This is a genomic window from Vreelandella zhuhanensis, from assembly GCF_009793355.1.
GTDB classification, from domain to species: Bacteria; Pseudomonadota; Gammaproteobacteria; order Pseudomonadales; family Halomonadaceae; genus Vreelandella; species Vreelandella zhuhanensis.
Genome location: NZ_WTKP01000002.1, coordinates 183,182 through 197,568, shown reverse-complemented (window position 1 = coordinate 197,568; position 14,387 = coordinate 183,182). Strand labels below are relative to the sequence as shown.

At 57.5% G+C, this 14,387-nt stretch carries 14 protein-coding genes and 1 pseudogene; 7 read left to right on the top strand and 8 right to left on the bottom strand.

The genetic code is table 11. The features are described from left to right. The first annotated feature begins 65 nt into the window (after window positions 1–65). The 6 genes from GPM19_RS03200 to GPM19_RS03175 all read left to right on the top strand — a co-directional run bounded on the left by GPM19_RS03200 (window position 66) and on the right by GPM19_RS03175 (window position 5,611). The gene (locus GPM19_RS03200) at window positions 66–1,127 is read left to right on the top strand and encodes an ABC transporter substrate-binding protein (protein ID WP_202114664.1); all 1,062 of its coding nucleotides are present in this window, start codon (window positions 66–68) and stop codon (window positions 1,125–1,127) included. A gap of 94 nt (window positions 1,128–1,221) precedes the next feature. Next, the gene (locus GPM19_RS03195; protein ID WP_160417432.1) at window positions 1,222–2,472 is read left to right on the top strand and encodes an ABC transporter permease; all 1,251 of its coding nucleotides are present in this window, start codon (window positions 1,222–1,224) and stop codon (window positions 2,470–2,472) included. A gap of 3 nt (window positions 2,473–2,475) precedes the next feature. Next, window positions 2,476–3,300, top strand: coding sequence for an ABC transporter permease (locus tag GPM19_RS03190; RefSeq protein WP_160417431.1), 825 nt, complete (start codon window positions 2,476–2,478; stop codon window positions 3,298–3,300). An 81-nt stretch (window positions 3,301–3,381) separates the two neighbouring features. Further along, window positions 3,382–4,446, top strand: coding sequence for a DNA polymerase IV (dinB, locus tag GPM19_RS03185; RefSeq protein ID WP_160417430.1), 1,065 nt, complete (start codon window positions 3,382–3,384; stop codon window positions 4,444–4,446). A gap of 89 nt (window positions 4,447–4,535) precedes the next feature. Beyond that, entirely contained in the window at window positions 4,536–5,348 is an 813-nt protein-coding gene (locus GPM19_RS03180) for an alpha/beta fold hydrolase (RefSeq protein WP_160417429.1), read from the top strand. 11 nt (window positions 5,349–5,359) lie between these two features. Then, entirely contained in the window at window positions 5,360–5,611 is a 252-nt protein-coding gene (locus GPM19_RS03175) for a YkoF family thiamine/hydroxymethylpyrimidine-binding protein (RefSeq protein ID WP_160417428.1), read from the top strand. Between the two features lie 73 nt (window positions 5,612–5,684). Here GPM19_RS03175 and GPM19_RS03170 read toward each other — a convergent pair whose 3' ends face one another. From GPM19_RS03170 to GPM19_RS03160, 3 genes are all read right to left on the bottom strand, one after another. Next, a complete protein-coding gene (locus GPM19_RS03170; protein WP_160417427.1) occupies window positions 5,685–6,698 on the bottom strand; it encodes a sensor domain-containing diguanylate cyclase in 1,014 nt (337 codons plus the stop codon). 118 nt (window positions 6,699–6,816) lie between these two features. After that, window positions 6,817–7,254 (bottom strand): hypothetical protein, encoded by a 438-nt coding sequence (locus GPM19_RS03165; protein ID WP_160417426.1) that lies wholly within the window; start codon window positions 7,252–7,254, stop codon window positions 6,817–6,819. Between the two features lie 406 nt (window positions 7,255–7,660). Further along, on the bottom strand, window positions 7,661–8,272 hold the full coding sequence (locus GPM19_RS03160; protein ID WP_160417425.1) for a LysE/ArgO family amino acid transporter: 612 nt from the start codon (window positions 8,270–8,272) through the stop codon (window positions 7,661–7,663). A 156-nt stretch (window positions 8,273–8,428) separates the two neighbouring features. Here GPM19_RS03160 and GPM19_RS03155 point away from each other — a divergent pair, with 156 nt between their 5' ends. After that, window positions 8,429–9,298: a LysR family transcriptional regulator ArgP gene (locus tag GPM19_RS03155; RefSeq protein ID WP_160417424.1), complete on the top strand. Its 870-nt coding sequence runs from the start codon at window positions 8,429–8,431 to the stop codon at window positions 9,296–9,298. 133 nt (window positions 9,299–9,431) lie between these two features. On the opposite strand, the gene gabT is transcribed toward GPM19_RS03155, so the two are convergent. The 5 genes and pseudogenes from gabT to csiR form a co-directional block, all read right to left on the bottom strand. Next, a complete protein-coding gene (gabT, locus tag GPM19_RS03150) occupies window positions 9,432–10,706 on the bottom strand; it encodes a 4-aminobutyrate--2-oxoglutarate transaminase (protein WP_160417423.1) in 1,275 nt (424 codons plus the stop codon). Between the two features lie 32 nt (window positions 10,707–10,738). After that, window positions 10,739–11,137, bottom strand: a pseudogene (locus tag GPM19_RS03145) (aldehyde dehydrogenase family protein); the annotation flags it as partial. Between the two features lie 6 nt (window positions 11,138–11,143). Next, window positions 11,144–12,367, bottom strand: coding sequence for a CaiB/BaiF CoA transferase family protein (locus GPM19_RS03140; protein WP_160417422.1), 1,224 nt, complete (start codon window positions 12,365–12,367; stop codon window positions 11,144–11,146). A gap of 12 nt (window positions 12,368–12,379) precedes the next feature. Continuing rightward, window positions 12,380–13,558 carry an acyl-CoA dehydrogenase gene (locus tag GPM19_RS03135; protein WP_160417421.1) on the bottom strand — a complete coding sequence of 393 codons (1,179 nt, stop codon included), beginning with the start codon at window positions 13,556–13,558 and terminating at the stop codon, window positions 12,380–12,382. A 123-nt stretch (window positions 13,559–13,681) separates the two neighbouring features. Beyond that, window positions 13,682–14,368: a DNA-binding transcriptional regulator CsiR gene (gene csiR, locus GPM19_RS03130; protein WP_160417420.1), complete on the bottom strand. Its 687-nt coding sequence runs from the start codon at window positions 14,366–14,368 to the stop codon at window positions 13,682–13,684. Window positions 14,369–14,387: the final 19 nt, after the last annotated feature.

Sequence of the window (14,387 nt, the reverse complement as noted above, 5' to 3'; positions counted from 1 at the left end):
ACCGCACGATTTCCAACGTGCACTTTCGATACCCATGAAAGGTCGCTTGCGACCAGGAGAATGGCATGAAAAAAAACAACCTTATGCGTACCCGTCTGGCCCGTAGTGTGGCGGTTAGTGGTTTATTGACAGCGGGGCTGGCAGCATCCGCCGGTGCGCAGGCATTGACCGTGATCTCCTTCGGTGGCGCCTCCGGCGATGCCATGCAAAAGGCTTACTACGGGCCCTTCGAGGAAAAGACCGGCATCGAACTCACCCCTGGCGATTATAACGGTGAGCTTTCCCGTATCCGCGCCATGGTCGAGACCGGTAACGTCAGCTGGGATCTGGTGGAAATGGAGTCGCCCGAAATGGTGCGCGGCTGTTTCGAAGGGTTGTTCGAACCTATCGACTGGCAGCGTCTGGGGCTTGGCGATGTATTGATCGATTCAGCCTTTGATGAATGCGGGGTTGGCTCCTTCGTGTGGTCCACGGTACTTGCCTACGATGCCGATGCCCTGGAGGCCGCTCCAGCTTCCTGGGAGGATTTCTGGAACGTGGAAGACTTTCCGGGCACCCGTGGCTTGCGTCGCGGTGCCAAGTACACCCTGGAATTTGCGCTGATGGCCGATGGGGTGCCCAACGAAGAAGTCTATGACGTCTTGATGACCGAGGAAGGCGTTGACCGTGCTTTCGCCAAGCTCGATGAACTCAAGGATCACATCCAGTGGTGGGAAGCCGGAGCTCAACCGCCTCAGTGGCTGGTCGCCGGTGACGTGGTGATGACCTCTTCCTACAACGGCCGCATCGCCGCCGCCCAGGAAGAGGGCAATAACCTGGAAATCGTCTGGGACGGCAGTCTCTACGACCTGGATTATTGGGCGATTGTCTCGGGCAGCGAGCACGTGGATGAGGCCTATCAGTTCATCGAATTCGCCAGCCAGCCCGAAAATCAGGCGGTATATTCCAGCGAAATTCCCTATGGCCCGGTGCATCCGGACGCCATCGACCAGCTCGATGAAGAGCAAGCTCGGCGCATGCCGACGCATGCCGACAACCTGGAAGGCGCCCTTGCCATCAACACAGGCTTCTGGGTGGATTACGGCGAACAGTTGGAACAACGCTTCAACGCCTGGGCGACACACTGATTCAAGGCGCCTGCAGCGGTCTTCGGGCCGCTGCCCCTTCTCTTGAACGTCACGGCTCTGCCGGGGCGTCATCATATTCTTCGCTGGGGGTGGCATGAGCACAAATGCGGTAGCAGCGAGGCCGGAGGCTCCGCCTGAAGCTAATCTCAAAAAACAGCTCAAGCGTGCCGATCGGCTGCGCAAGTTCAAGGCCATCGGTCTGGTAGCGCCGCTCGCCCTGTTCTTGATCGTGGTCTTTGTGCTTCCCATCGGCAGCATGCTGTGGCGTAGCGTGGATAACACCGAGCTTGAATCGGTCATGCCAAGAACCGTGGCCGGGTTGCAGCAATGGGATGGCAGCGACCTTCCGGAAGAAGCCACCTTGGCGGCGTTCGCCGCTGAGTTGCGCGACTCACGGCGTGGCGGAGGATTGGGCAAGGTCGGTCGGCGTCTCAACTATGAAGATAACCAGTATCGCGGTTTGTTGATGCGTACCCTGCGGGGACTTCCGGCGAGCAGCGAGAACTGGACGCAGACCCTGATCGAGATCGATCCGGCATGGGGCGAAACCACCACTTGGCGCGAGATTCAGCGAGCGTCACCGCCGGTCACGGATCGTTATGTCCTGGCATCGCTGGACCTGGAGCGTGGTGCCGACGGTGAGATTCAGCGCATCGATGCTCAGAATCGCATCTATCAGTCGGTATTCAAGCGCACCATGGTGATTGCCGGTGGGGTGACCTTGATCTGCCTGGCGCTGGGCTTTCCGCTGGCCTATCTGTTGGCGACGTTACCGCCCAAGACCAGCAATCTGTTGATGATACTGGTGCTTTTGCCGTTCTGGACCTCGCTTCTAGTACGCACGGCAGCCTGGATCATCCTGTTGCAATCCAATGGCCTGATAAACCAGAGCTTGATCGCTACGGGGATAATCGACACGCCGTTGCAGTTGGTGTTCAACCGCATCGGGGTTTTCTTTGCCATGGTGCATATCTTGCTACCGTTCATGATATTGCCACTTTACAGCGTGATGAAGGGTATCTCGCCCAGCTATCAACGCGCGGCGGTATCGTTGGGGGCGCATCCTTTTGCCGCCTTCTGGCAGGTCTATGCGCCACAGACGATTTCCGGGGTGGCGGCAGGTACCATTCTGGTGTTCATTATGGCGTTGGGTTACTACATCACTCCGGCCCTGGTGGGTGGCCCAGCGGACCAGATGGTCAGCTATTACGTGGCCTACTATACCAATACCACCAATAACTGGGGCATGGCAGCGGCACTGGGTAGCATCCTGCTGGCGTTGACCTTATTGCTCTATCTGGTTTACCACCGTCTGGTAAACCGCAAACAGCTGATCAGGAGTTAAGTGATGGCCTTGCCTCCTTATGCCTCACCGGTGGAAAAGCTCTGGTTCTGGATATTCCGCGGTTCCTGCGGCCTGGTCCTGTTGTTTCTGATTGCACCGGTCTTCGTAATCATTCCGCTGTCGTTCAGCAGCGGCTCCTTTCTCACTTATCCGCTGCCCGGTTTCTCGTTGCGCTGGTACGAAGAAATTTTCAGTGACGGTCCGTGGATGGAATCGCTCAAGAATAGCTTGATCGTGGCGCCGCTGGCGACATTGCTGGCCATGACGTTCGGCACATTGGCGGCGGTAGGGCTCAATCGTGCGGACTTCCCCGGCAAGGGCCTAATCCTCGCGCTTCTGATCTCGCCCATGGTGGTGCCGCTGGTCATCGTGGCGGTGGGCATGTATTTCTTCTTCGCTCAGGTGGGCCTGCTCAACTCTTACACGGGGCTGGTGCTGGCGCATACTGTCCTGGGGGTGCCTTTCGTGGTAATCACCGTGAATGCCACTTTACAAGGGTTCGATTTCAACCAGATGCGCGCAGGGGCAAGCCTGGGCGCCAGCCCGGTACGGGTATTCTTCACCGTGGTATTGCCGCAGATCGTGCCGGGCATGGTTTCCGGCGGGTTGTTCGCCTTCGCCACTTCCTTTGATGAAGTAGTGGTGGCGCTGTTCATTGCCAGCCCCACCGAGCGTACCCTGCCGATCCAGATGTTTTCCGGTATCCGCGAGAATATCAGCCCGGCCATCGCCGCGATGGCTACCATTCTGATCCTGCTTTCGACATTGCTGTTGATTACCATGGAGTTTCTGCGTCGGCGCAGCGAGAGGCTCAAGGCCGCGCCTTGATCAAGCTTGATTATGACGTCTCTTTCACTATTCCTGATTCGTGGTAGTCTGTGATTATATACAGCTTTTCAGGGCGAGGGAGTGAACCAGGACGTTAGCCGGCGCAAGATTATTCATTGCGATTGTGACTGTTTCTTCGCCGCGGTGGAAATGCGCGACAACCCCGCGCTGCGCGATATTCCGCTGGCAATCGGCGGGAGTATCGAGCAGCGCGGGGTGATTGCCACCTGCAACTATCCGGCGCGCCGGTTCGGTATCCACTCTGCCATGTCCACCGCCCAGGCGCTCAAGCGTTGCCCGCACTTGACCCTCATGCGCGGGGATATGGCCAAGTACAAGGCCGTGGCGCATCAGGTTTTCGCCATCTATCGCGATGTTACCGAGCTTGTCGAGCCGCTGTCGTTGGATGAGGCATTTCTGGATGTCAGTGACACGACCCTTTACCAAGGCAGTGCCACGCGCATCGCTCAGCTGATACGTCATCGGGTCGAAAGCGAAGTGGGCATTACTGTCTCGGCTGGGGTGGCGCCTAACAAGTTCCTGGCCAAGGTGGCCAGCGACTGGCACAAACCCGATGGCTTGTGCGTGATTCCTCCGGAGGAGGTAGATGCCTTCGTCCAGGCGCTTTCCGTCAAACGTATCAACGGGGTGGGGCCACGTACCGCGGGAAAACTCGCTGAGTTGGGGATCGCCACCTGCGCTGATTTACGCTGCCGTTCGCTGGCTCAGCTGGTGGAGCATTTCGGCCGCTTCGGGCATCGCTTGCATGAACTCGGCTGGGGCCGTGACGACCGGCCGGTACGCACCTCGCGCGAACGCAAGTCGGTAAGCACCGAGCATACTTATTCGCAAGACTTGCCCGATCTGGCCGCCTGCCGAGCACGCCTGCCGGAGCTGCTTGCCGATCTGGATGCCCGCCATGGGCGGCTTGACCCGCCGTGTGAGGTGCGCGGCCTAATCCTCAAGGTGAAGTTCAACGACTTCACCCAGACCACGGTGGAGCATGTTGCTCCAGTGTCGAGTCTGGCGCAGTTCGAGATGCTGTTGGAAGTGGGCTGGCAAAGAGGCAGCAAGCCGGTGCGCTTGTTGGGAGTGGGCTATCGTCTGGCCGACGTGAGTGCCGAGGCGCAGCTTTCCTTGTTTTGACGACAGTTTTGACGATAACAGTTTTGAAGACTGGTGTTAAAACAGTCGTATGATAGCCTTTGGATTCACTTGCCAATCACGAGTTCGCCATGACGTCTTCGCCTGCTTCTCCTCGGCCTCGGCTGGTATTCGCCCATGCCAATGGTTTTCCCGGCCTGAGCTATCGCAGCCTGCTGGCTCCTCTGGCCGAGAAATTCGATCTGCACCCGGTGGATCGTCTTGGGCACCATCCTCAATTTCCGGTCAACCACAATTGGGCCAATCTGGTGGATGAGTTATTGGCTCACCTGCCCGAGACGCAGGCACCGATGCTGGGGGTAGGGCACTCGCTGGGGGGTACCCTGATGGCCATGGCGGCGCAAAAACAACCTCAGCGCTTCATGGGCGTCATCATGCTCGACCCGCCCTTGATGCTGGGGATGGACGCCTGGGTCATGAAAGCCGCCAAACGTTTCGGTTTCATTGATCGGATCACGCCCGCAGGCAAAACCCAGGGGCGGCGTACGCTATGGCCGAGTCGCGAGACCATGGCGATTTCATTGCGCCGAAGGGGGCTGTTTCGCCGCTTTACGCCCGAAGCACTTCACGACTACATTGAAGCAGGAACCCGAGTGCTGGAAGACGGCAGAGCCGAGCTGACATTTGACCCAGCGGTCGAAATCGAGATATTTCGTCATTTGCCGGATCATCTATCGCGATTGCCCGAGCGCGCGGCAGTGCCGCTCCATGTGATTGCCGGTGATGAGTCGGACTTGTTGACGCCCGCGCGCATTCGGCGGTTACGCCGACGTGGCGTGGCGCTCAGTATGGTGCCGGGTACTCATATGTTTCCGTTGGAACATCCAGAAGAAACTCGACAGGCGTTGCTCAAGGCTTGGGAGCGCTTGAAAACCAGAAATTAAGGAGACGAATCATGTATCTTTCCGCGCAACTCAGCTATTACCCCCTGACCGACGATTTCAAACCCATCGTGAGCGAAATCGTCAAACGTCTAGAGCAAAGCGGCCTTGAGGTCTATCCCAACCGCATGAGCACGCAGTTATTCGGTGAGTTTGATGAGGTGATGCGAGTGATTTCGGACACCATGAAATGGGCCTATGAAACCCACGGCAAGGCGGCGTTCACGGCCAATTTCATCGAAGGCGACCGCCGGCCAGGAAAGTGAAAGCCATTGACCTCCTCGCCGTCTAAAGGGCGGCGATTCTCGGTTATCACCTATCAGATTCAGCTTTTGGCCCTCATCTCTCGTCGATAGTGAAATAGTGCGTCCACTCGCCTTCAAAGAGGTGCGCTAAGGTTTCCTCGTCGTCGAGGCTGGCGGAAGTCACTTCAATATGACAGTAAAGCTTTGTTTCGCCGGGGCGGCGCAGACCGTTCCAGCGCTGTAGGGCGGCTTTAAGCTGCGCGCACAGCAGTCTGATTTCCCCTAGGGTGGCATCCATTAACAACGCCGCGACCGTATCGTTGCCATAACGACCGACCACCTCGGCTTGAGAAGCAATCTTCACCATGGTCTTACCCAACTGCTCAAGCAGTTGATGGCTCTCGTTACTACCAACTTCGCCGCCATCTTCATCACCATGAAGCTGACCGATTCGCGCCATGTTGAGGATGCGTATTCTGATCAACACGGCATTGATGTCGTAACGTCGACATAAGGCGAGGGTGTTCGTGGCTCGGGGGGTAAACGCCAGCTCCTCCAGGCACCCGGTAATATTATCCGTTGGATATTGGGTGCCAAGGGAAAACTCTTGTTCGACCAACAGCGCAATGTCTGAAAGTAGTTGCTTCTCTCGGGCCAGAAGCTGGCGTGGCTCCGGTTCTATCAGGCAGAGCGTGCCAATCCTCTCGCCTGTTGCCAGGTGCAATGGCTGGCCTGCATAGAAACGAACATACGGTGGGCCGGTCACAAAGGGGTTGTCGCGAAAACGCTCATCCAGGCGGGTATCGGGCACTTCCATGAGTTCATCGTTCTGGATCGCCCAAGAGCAGAAAGCGATATTGCGTGGCGTTTCCCGAAGGCTTACCCCCTGGCATGACTTGAACCATTGACGGTCTCGATCCACCATCGATACCAATGCAATAGGCACCTCGAACAGACGATACGCCAGACGCGTCAGTCGGTCGAAGCGCTCTTCGGGCAGGGTGTCCAATAGGCCGGTGGCATGCAAGGCGGCGAGGCGCCGTTCTTCGGTGTGGTTTGGAAGATACGAGATAACAGGCGAGGGCTTCCCCCAGGAAAAATCAGGCATCAACGGCTCCATGGCATTTCGCAGCTGTTTCTATGGTGTGTCCGGCAACCGACAGTCGACTCTTTTGCCCACCGTGATGATGCCGGACAAGACCTTTTGTTTTATTTAGCCGTTTTCTTTAACCGGCGAGCTGCCTTAGGCTGTCTTGCACTTCCTCGAGAATACTGCAGGCATTTTTCTTTTGGGTGACGAATTCCTTTAGCAAGACATGCAGTTCCAGAGTGCTGCATGATTTCAACAGAAGCTCATAAAATTGATGAGAATGATGTGCTGCAGCCAAGGCATGGTTCAGTGCCTGATAGGCCATGTCTTCATTGACCACAAAAAAATGTTGTCTGCGCATTTCAGGCGGGATAACGCCATGCACCTCGCATTCTTCCAGGCCAACGCCTAGCTGAAGGTGTCCGGCAGTCTGGGCGAGGCTGGCCAGTCGTTGCTCGCACTCGAGCCCAAGCATCGCCATCAGTTGACTGGTGGCCGGGTTGAGAGGTAGGAAACTCAGCTCAAACCCCCGGTACCGGTGGCGTTCCTGGATTTCATGATCTCTGGCCAGCAAGAATTGCTCTTCCGGCAAACAGGTACGAAAAGGTCTCTGGACGCTGGTGCTCGGCATTGTTCTTGAGGCAGTTTTTAGATTTTTTGTTGAGGTCATTAGCATTTGGCGACTCCTTCGTAATGCTTACAGCTTTAGGGCGTTCCCTAGTCCCTATTAAGGTAGAGAGAGATTGCCTGAAAAACGTTGATGCAAGTTATAATAGAATAGGGAAAGGATAAAATAAGCTAACTATATTAAGATGCTCTTAGGTGTTTGGTGACTTTTGCAGTGCCTAAGCATTAGATTTTTTTAATCATATATTATTATTTTAGTTAGCCTTTTATGAATTTTTCTATTCAAGTTCGAGGTAGGTTTTATGAGTGTCTAGATGAGCGCGCTCAAGTTCATGCGGACATTGCGGCAATCGTTAACTCCCTAGACCACTGAAGGCGAGGTGGAAGGCAATCGCTGCCATCATCAGGCCGATGGCCCCGTCGATCATGCGCCAGGCCCAAGGGCGCGAAAGCCAGGGCGAAAGTGCTGACCCGCCCCAGGCCAGCAGGCTGAACCAGAGGATCGAAGCGGTACCGGCACCGGCGACGAACACAGCCGCGCTCTCCTGCTGGGCGCCGACCGCCGGGATCAACAACAAGGTATCCAGGTAGACTTGAGGGTTGAGCACCGTTACCGCCAGAGTGGCGAGCAGCACCTGCTTCAGGCTGCGCTCCCCGGAGGCCGATAATGCCAGCCCCTGCCTGCCGGTAATCGCCCGGAAAAGGGCTTGGCCCGCCAACCAGCCGAGAAACGCTACGCCCAGCCAACGCATGACTTCCATGGCATCGGGAAAGGTCAGCAACAGTGCTCCGACCCCGAACATGCCCGCGGTGAGCAGCAGCAGGTCACTGCTCATGCACAGGCCGGCCGACCACCAGTGGTGTTCACGGCGTACCGCCAGGCCCAGTACATAGGCATTCTGCGCGCCGATGGCCACGATGATCCCACCGCACACCAGCAGTCCCGTGAGATAGCTTTCCAGCATTTCTCGTATCCTTGCACTCTTGGCTGCGACCCTGCGACGAAACAGGTCGCTCAGGGGCGCGCCTGGGTTGTTGTGGCGGCAAGCATAGCGACAAGCCGTTATACTTAAAAATCATCCTGCTAATGGCACATCAGTTTTTCTTATATTGGGTACCGCATGCTGGACTACAAATTGCTCGAAGCCTTGGCCACGGTCATCGAGTGCGACGGTTTCGAGCGCGCCGGCGACGCGCTGGGGCTTTCCCAGTCGGCAGTTTCTCAACGCATCAAGGCCTTGGAAATTCGCCTGGGGCAACCGGTGTTGCTGCGCCACCCGCACCTGCAGCCGACACCGGCGGGACGCCGGCTACTCAACCATTACCAGCAAGTGCAACTGCTGGAGCGCGACCTGCGCGGTACGCTGCCCACCCTTGAAGAGGCCTCGCCACGCCTGCGCATCGCACTTAACGCCGATAGTCTGGCGACCTGGTGGGCTGATACGATCGGCCGCTTTTGCCAATCCGAGGGGCTGTTGCTGGATATCGTCATCGAGGATCAGGACGTCGGCTTGAAACGCTTGCGTGACGGTGATGTCGCGGCCTGTCTATGTGCCAGTGCGCAACCCATCGCCGGGGCGCGCTGCGTTCCCTTGGGCAAGATGCTGTATCACCCCTGCGCCACGCCCGATTATATCGAGCGCTACTTTTCCCAGGGGTTGTCGGCGGATGCCTTTCAGCGCGCCCCGGCCATCGTCTTCGGCCCCCACGACCAGCTCCAGCACCGCTTCCTGGCCCAGGTCGGCTACCACGGCGCATTCCCTTACCATCTCTGTCCCTCTTCAGAAGGGTTCCTCAGGCTGGCAGCCGCCGGTATGGGATATGGCATGATGCCGTGGATGCAGGTGGCCCCCTGGGTGGAAAAAGGCCTGCTCGCCAGCCTCGCCCCGGAACAGCCACTCGAGATTCCGCTGTACTGGCACTTCTGGCGCCATAGTGGCCAGGTACTGGAACGCTTGACCCAAGTGCTTGGCGAAGCACGATTGCAGTGAGCCGGATCGCGACAATAACGGCAAGCCATTAAATTTCATCCGAAAAATAAAAAAAACCGGCCGTGCCGCCTCGGCCCCAGGGAGGGCGTAGGCGACACGGCCGGTTCGGCAGCTTGTCAGACGCTCAGTCGTTTCAGACCAGTTCTTTCAAGCAGGCTTCGAGGATATCCAGGCCTTCTTCGAGGATGTTGTCCTCGATAGTGACTGGCATCAAGAAGCGGATGGTGTTGCCGTACAGGCCGCAGGAAAGCAGTATCAGCCCATTCTCGCGAGCTTTCTTGCACAGGGCGCCGGCGAGGTTGGCATCCGGGGTGTGGTTGGCTTTGTCCGATATCAGATCAAATGCTGCCATGGCACCCATGTTACGGGCATTATCGATGCAGTCGTAACTTTCCTGCCACTTGGCGAAACGCTTGGCCAGCTTGTCGCCTAGCGCCTGGCTCTTTTCGAGAATGTTTTCTTCCTCGAATACTTCCATCACCGCCAAGGCCGCAGCACAGGCGGTCGGACTGCCGGTGTAGGTGCCGCCCAGTGAATTGGGGCCGGAGGCATCCATGTGCTTGTCGGTACCCACGATGGCCGAGATCGGCATGCCATCGGCCATGCTCTTGGCCATGGTGATGATGTCCGGCTCCACGCCGCTGTGCTCGATGGCGAACATCTTGCCGGTGCGCCCGAAACCGCTCTGCACTTCGTCGACGATCATCAGAATGCCGTGTTCGTCGCAAATCTCACGAATGGCTTTCAAGAAGCTTGTCGGCGCCGGATAGAAGCCGCCTTCACCAAGCACCGGCTCGAGAACGATAGCGGCGGTATCCTTGGGATTGGCATCGGTTTTGAGTGTCATCTTCAGGCCACGCAGGGCTTCATCTTCACTGACACCATGATACGGCACCGGATAAGGCGCGCGAAAAACGTTGCCCGGCATGCTGCCAAAGTCGGTCTGGTAGGGCGCGACCTTGCCGTTCATTGCCATGGTCATGAAGGTGCGGCCGTGGTAGCCGCCGTCGAAGCAGATCACGTTGTTCTTGCCAGTGGCGGCACGAGCGATCTTGACCGCATTTTCCAGGGCCTCGGCGCCGGAGTTGGCCAGCATCACCTTGGCGTGACCGCGCACCGGGGTGATATGGCTGAGTTTCTCCGCCACCTTCACGTAGCCTTCGTAAGGCATTACCGTCTGGCAGGTATGCATGAGTTTATCGAGTTGGGCCTTGATCGCTTCCACCACCTTGGGGTGGCGGTGCCCGACGTTCAGTACCCCGATACCGCCGGCGAAGTCGATAAAGCGTGTGCCGTCCGCATCCCAGAGTTCGGCATTTTCAGCATGATCGGCGAATTGGGTGGCAGGGCTGGCGGCGCCATGGGCGACATATTTCTGCTTGAGTTCGTTGAGCTGTGCGTTGTTCATCCTGACTCCTTGTTTGGAACGTGCTTGGGCGATCACAGACCGCCGATACAGACATATTTTAGTTCAGTGTATTCATCCAGGCCATGGTGCGACCCTTCGCGACCCAGGCCCGATTCCTTGACGCCACCAAAGGGCGCCAATTCGGTCGAGAGAATGCTCTCGTTGACTGCCACCATGCCATATTCCAGGCCTTCCATCACATGCCAGATACGCTTGTAATCGCGGGCATAGAAATAAGCGGCCAGACCGAATTCGGTGGCGTTGGCCATGGCGATGGCCTCGCCAACCGTTTCAAAGCGAAATAGCGAGGCCACTCGAGCGGCTAACTTTTCGGCAAAGGCGTCATATACCCCGGCCTGGATCAGAAAACGATTGGTGCATACGCAGGTCTGTCCCGAGTTACGAAACTTGGAAGCAATGGCACCTTCGATCAAGCGTCAGATGATGCCTTGTTGTTTCAGGGTGGCGATTTGTTGCGCATCGAGTTGCAACATTTCTTCAAGGACCTGCTGGGTATGTTGACCCAGGCCGGGCGGGGGCATGTCGGCATTCAAGGCAACATCATTGAAGCGAATCGGGTTGGAAACCAGGTCCACTTGTCCGGCTTGAGGGTGAGGCAAGGTCTGCTTGAGTTGGCGTGCCTTGACATGGGGGTCATCGAAGACCCGGTCCAGGGTGTTGATCGGCCCGCTGGGCACTCCTACGGCTTCTAGCGCCGCCAGCCAATGCGCGGTGTCATGACGCAAGAAGGCCGCCTGAAGGGTAGGTATCAGTTGTTCGCGGTTAGCCACTCGGGCGCCGTTGCTGGCAAAGCGCGGATCATGGGACAGTGCACCCAGTTCGAGCACCGTGCAGCAGCGTTTGAACTGGTCGTCGTTGCCCACCGCAAGGATCATATGGCCGTCCGCCGTGGCGAACGCTTGATAAGGCACGATATTGGGATGGGCGTTGCCCAGGCGTTGCGGCACCTGATGAGAGGTCAGGTAGTTCAATGCCTGATTGGCGAGCACCCCGACTTGAACATCCATCAGCGCCATGTCGATATGGGTACCGCTATTGCTGCGTTCGCGTTGAAACAGGGCCGCGAGAATCGCATTGGCGGCATACAGGCCGGTAAAGATGTCGGCCGTGGCCACACCGGTTTTCACTGGCCCGCCTCCGGGAGCATCGTCCGGTTGGCCGGTCAGGCTCATGATGCCGCCCATGGCTTGAATCATGAAATCGTAGCCGGCACGGTGAGAATAAGGACTTTTTTGCCCGAAACCCGTGATCGAGCAGTAGATCAACCGCGGGTTTTCGCCCTTGAGACTCGGGTAATCCAGGCCGTATTTCGCCAGTCCGCCGACCTTGAAATTTTCCAGCAGGACGTCGGACTGGGCCACCAGCTGTTTGATCAACTGTTGGCCTTCGGGCCTGGCCATGTCCACCGTGACCGAGCGCTTGCCGCGATTGGCGGAGAGGTAATACGCGGACTCCCGGGTGCCCGGGAGCCACGGCGGCCCCCAGTGGCGGGTATCGTCGCCGCTGCCGGGGCGCTCGACCTTGATCACGTCGGCGCCCATGTCAGCCAGCAACTGGCCGCACCAAGGGCCGGCCAGCACTCGGGAAAGATCGAGCACCTTGACCCCGGCCAGCGGCTTGGGTGTAGAGGTAGCGTTCATGGGCTCATCCATTCAGAAAAACGCCTGAATGCCGGTCTGGGTGCGGCCCAGAATCAAGGCGTGAACATCATGGGTGCCTTCGTAGGTGTTGACCGACTCCAGGTTGACCATATGCCGGATCACGCCGTACTCATCGGAGACACCGTTGCCGCCGTGCATGTCGCGGGACTGACGGGCGATATCCAGCGCCTTGCCGCAATTGTTGCGCTTGATCAGCGAGACCATTTCCGGTGCCCAGTTACCGCTATCCATCAAGCGCCCGACCTGAAGCGCCGCCTGCAGACTTAGGGTGACATCGGTCTGCATGTCGGCGAGTTTTTTCTGGATCAGCTGGTTGGCGGCCAGGGGGCGGCCGAACTGCTTGCGGTCCAGGGTGTACTGACGTGCCGCGTGCCAGCAGAACTCAGCACTGCCCATCACGCCCCAGGCAATGCCGTAGCGTGCCTTGTTCAGGCAGCCGAAAGGACCTTTCAGACCTGCCACCTTGGGCAAGAGGTTTTCTTCCGGGACGAAGGCGTTATCCAGCACGATTTCCCCGGTAATCGAAGCGCGTAGCGAGACCTTGCCTTCGATCTTGGGCGTGGTGAAACCCTCGGCACCACGCTCGACGATGAATCCCTTGATCTGGTTGTCGTGAGCGGCGGACTTGGCCCAGACCACGGCGATATCGGCAATCGGGCTGTTGGTGATCCACATTTTCTGGCCGGTGAGGCGATAACCGCCGTCGACTTTCTCGGCCCGTGTAATCATCGAGCCGGGGTCGGAACCATGGTCGGGTTCGGTCAGACCGAAACAGCCGACCATTTCACCGCTGGCAAGCTTGGGCAGAAATTTTTGCTTCTGCTCTTCCGAGCCATAGGCTTCGATGGGGTACATGACCAGCGAGGACTGCACGCTCATCGCCGAGCGGTAGCCGGAATCCACCCGCTCGACTTCTCGAGCGATCAAACCATAGGCCACGTGATTGACTCCGGCACCGCCGTATTCGGGTGAAACCGTAGCGCCGAGCAGGCCCAGTTCACCCATTTCGGTCATGATTTCACGGTCGAAACGTTCTTCACGAAAGGCGCTCAGCACGCGGGGTTGCAGTTTTTCCTGGCAATAGTCATAGGCGGCGTCGCGGATCTGGCGCTCTTCCTCGCTCAGTTGCTGTTCCAGCAGTAGGGGGTCATCCCAGTTGAAATGGGTCATGGCGTAACTCCTTGGCGTGATCCAGGCAAAAGGATTCGGGTGACGATAAACCACCTCAAAACCCAGCATAGTATCAATGTATCGCTATTATTTTAAAATTTCTACATTTTTACCAGGCTGTTTTCAAGCCATGCCTTGGCGGCGCATGACCTCGGTGATGATGGGCACCGGCGTCATCAGGTGTTCCCGCATCATATCGGTTGCAAGCTGGGTATCTCGTGCCAAGATGACGTCGACCAGAGCGGCGTGTTCCTGGCGCTTTTTTTCAAGGGCGGCATCGGAAAATACCGTTTCCCGTAGCCAGAGGTGGCGATAACGCTCCACCTTGTCGAACAAGCCTTCGCGGACCTGGAGCAAATGCGGCGAATTGCACCCGGCGGCAATGGCACTATGAAAATCTTTATGCCTGGAATCCCATATCTCCAGGAGGTCATCCGGTGTGTTGACCTCGGTGACCTTGGCCAACGCATGGGCCTTGGCCAGAATTTGCGCTTCCCATATATCGTCACCGCGTTCGATGCCCAGCCTCAGAACCATGGCTTCGAGCTGGGCGCGGGCGTCGTAGATATCTTGCAGTTCGGCGAGCGACATGGGCGCGACTCGATAACCACGTTGGCTGATCGCCACCACCAGATGTTCCGCCACAAGTTGCGAAAGGGCTTCACGCAGTGGGCCGATACCTAAGTTGTAGGTATCTTTCAGGCGGCTCATCAACAGTTTTTCACCGGGTTGATAGACGCCTCTGATGATGTCGTTTTTCAACCAGCGGTAGGCACTGATGCCTAGATTTTGTCGGGGAGTGTTGTCCATAAAGGTATTGTGTCCATAA

Coding starts and splice junctions, on each gene's coding strand:
- GPM19_RS03200 (WP_202114664.1), top strand. CDS start 66: ATGAAAAAAAACAACCTTATGCGTACCCGTCTGGCCCGTAGTGTGGCG.
- GPM19_RS03195 (WP_160417432.1), top strand. CDS start 1,222: ATGAGCACAAATGCGGTAGCAGCGAGGCCGGAGGCTCCGCCTGAAGCT.
- GPM19_RS03190 (WP_160417431.1), top strand. CDS start 2,476: ATGGCCTTGCCTCCTTATGCCTCACCGGTGGAAAAGCTCTGGTTCTGG.
- GPM19_RS03180 (WP_160417429.1), top strand. CDS start 4,536: ATGACGTCTTCGCCTGCTTCTCCTCGGCCTCGGCTGGTATTCGCCCAT.
- GPM19_RS03175 (WP_160417428.1), top strand. CDS start 5,360: ATGTATCTTTCCGCGCAACTCAGCTATTACCCCCTGACCGACGATTTC.
- GPM19_RS03170 (WP_160417427.1), bottom strand. CDS start 6,698: ATGCCTGATTTTTCCTGGGGGAAGCCCTCGCCTGTTATCTCGTATCTT.
- GPM19_RS03160 (WP_160417425.1), bottom strand. CDS start 8,272: ATGCTGGAAAGCTATCTCACGGGACTGCTGGTGTGCGGTGGGATCATC.
- GPM19_RS03155 (WP_160417424.1), top strand. CDS start 8,429: ATGCTGGACTACAAATTGCTCGAAGCCTTGGCCACGGTCATCGAGTGC.
- gabT (WP_160417423.1), bottom strand. CDS start 10,706: ATGAACAACGCACAGCTCAACGAACTCAAGCAGAAATATGTCGCCCAT.
- GPM19_RS03140 (WP_160417422.1), bottom strand. CDS start 12,367: ATGAACGCTACCTCTACACCCAAGCCGCTGGCCGGGGTCAAGGTGCTC.
- GPM19_RS03135 (WP_160417421.1), bottom strand. CDS start 13,558: ATGACCCATTTCAACTGGGATGACCCCCTACTGCTGGAACAGCAACTG.
- csiR (WP_160417420.1), bottom strand. CDS start 14,368: ATGGACAACACTCCCCGACAAAATCTAGGCATCAGTGCCTACCGCTGG.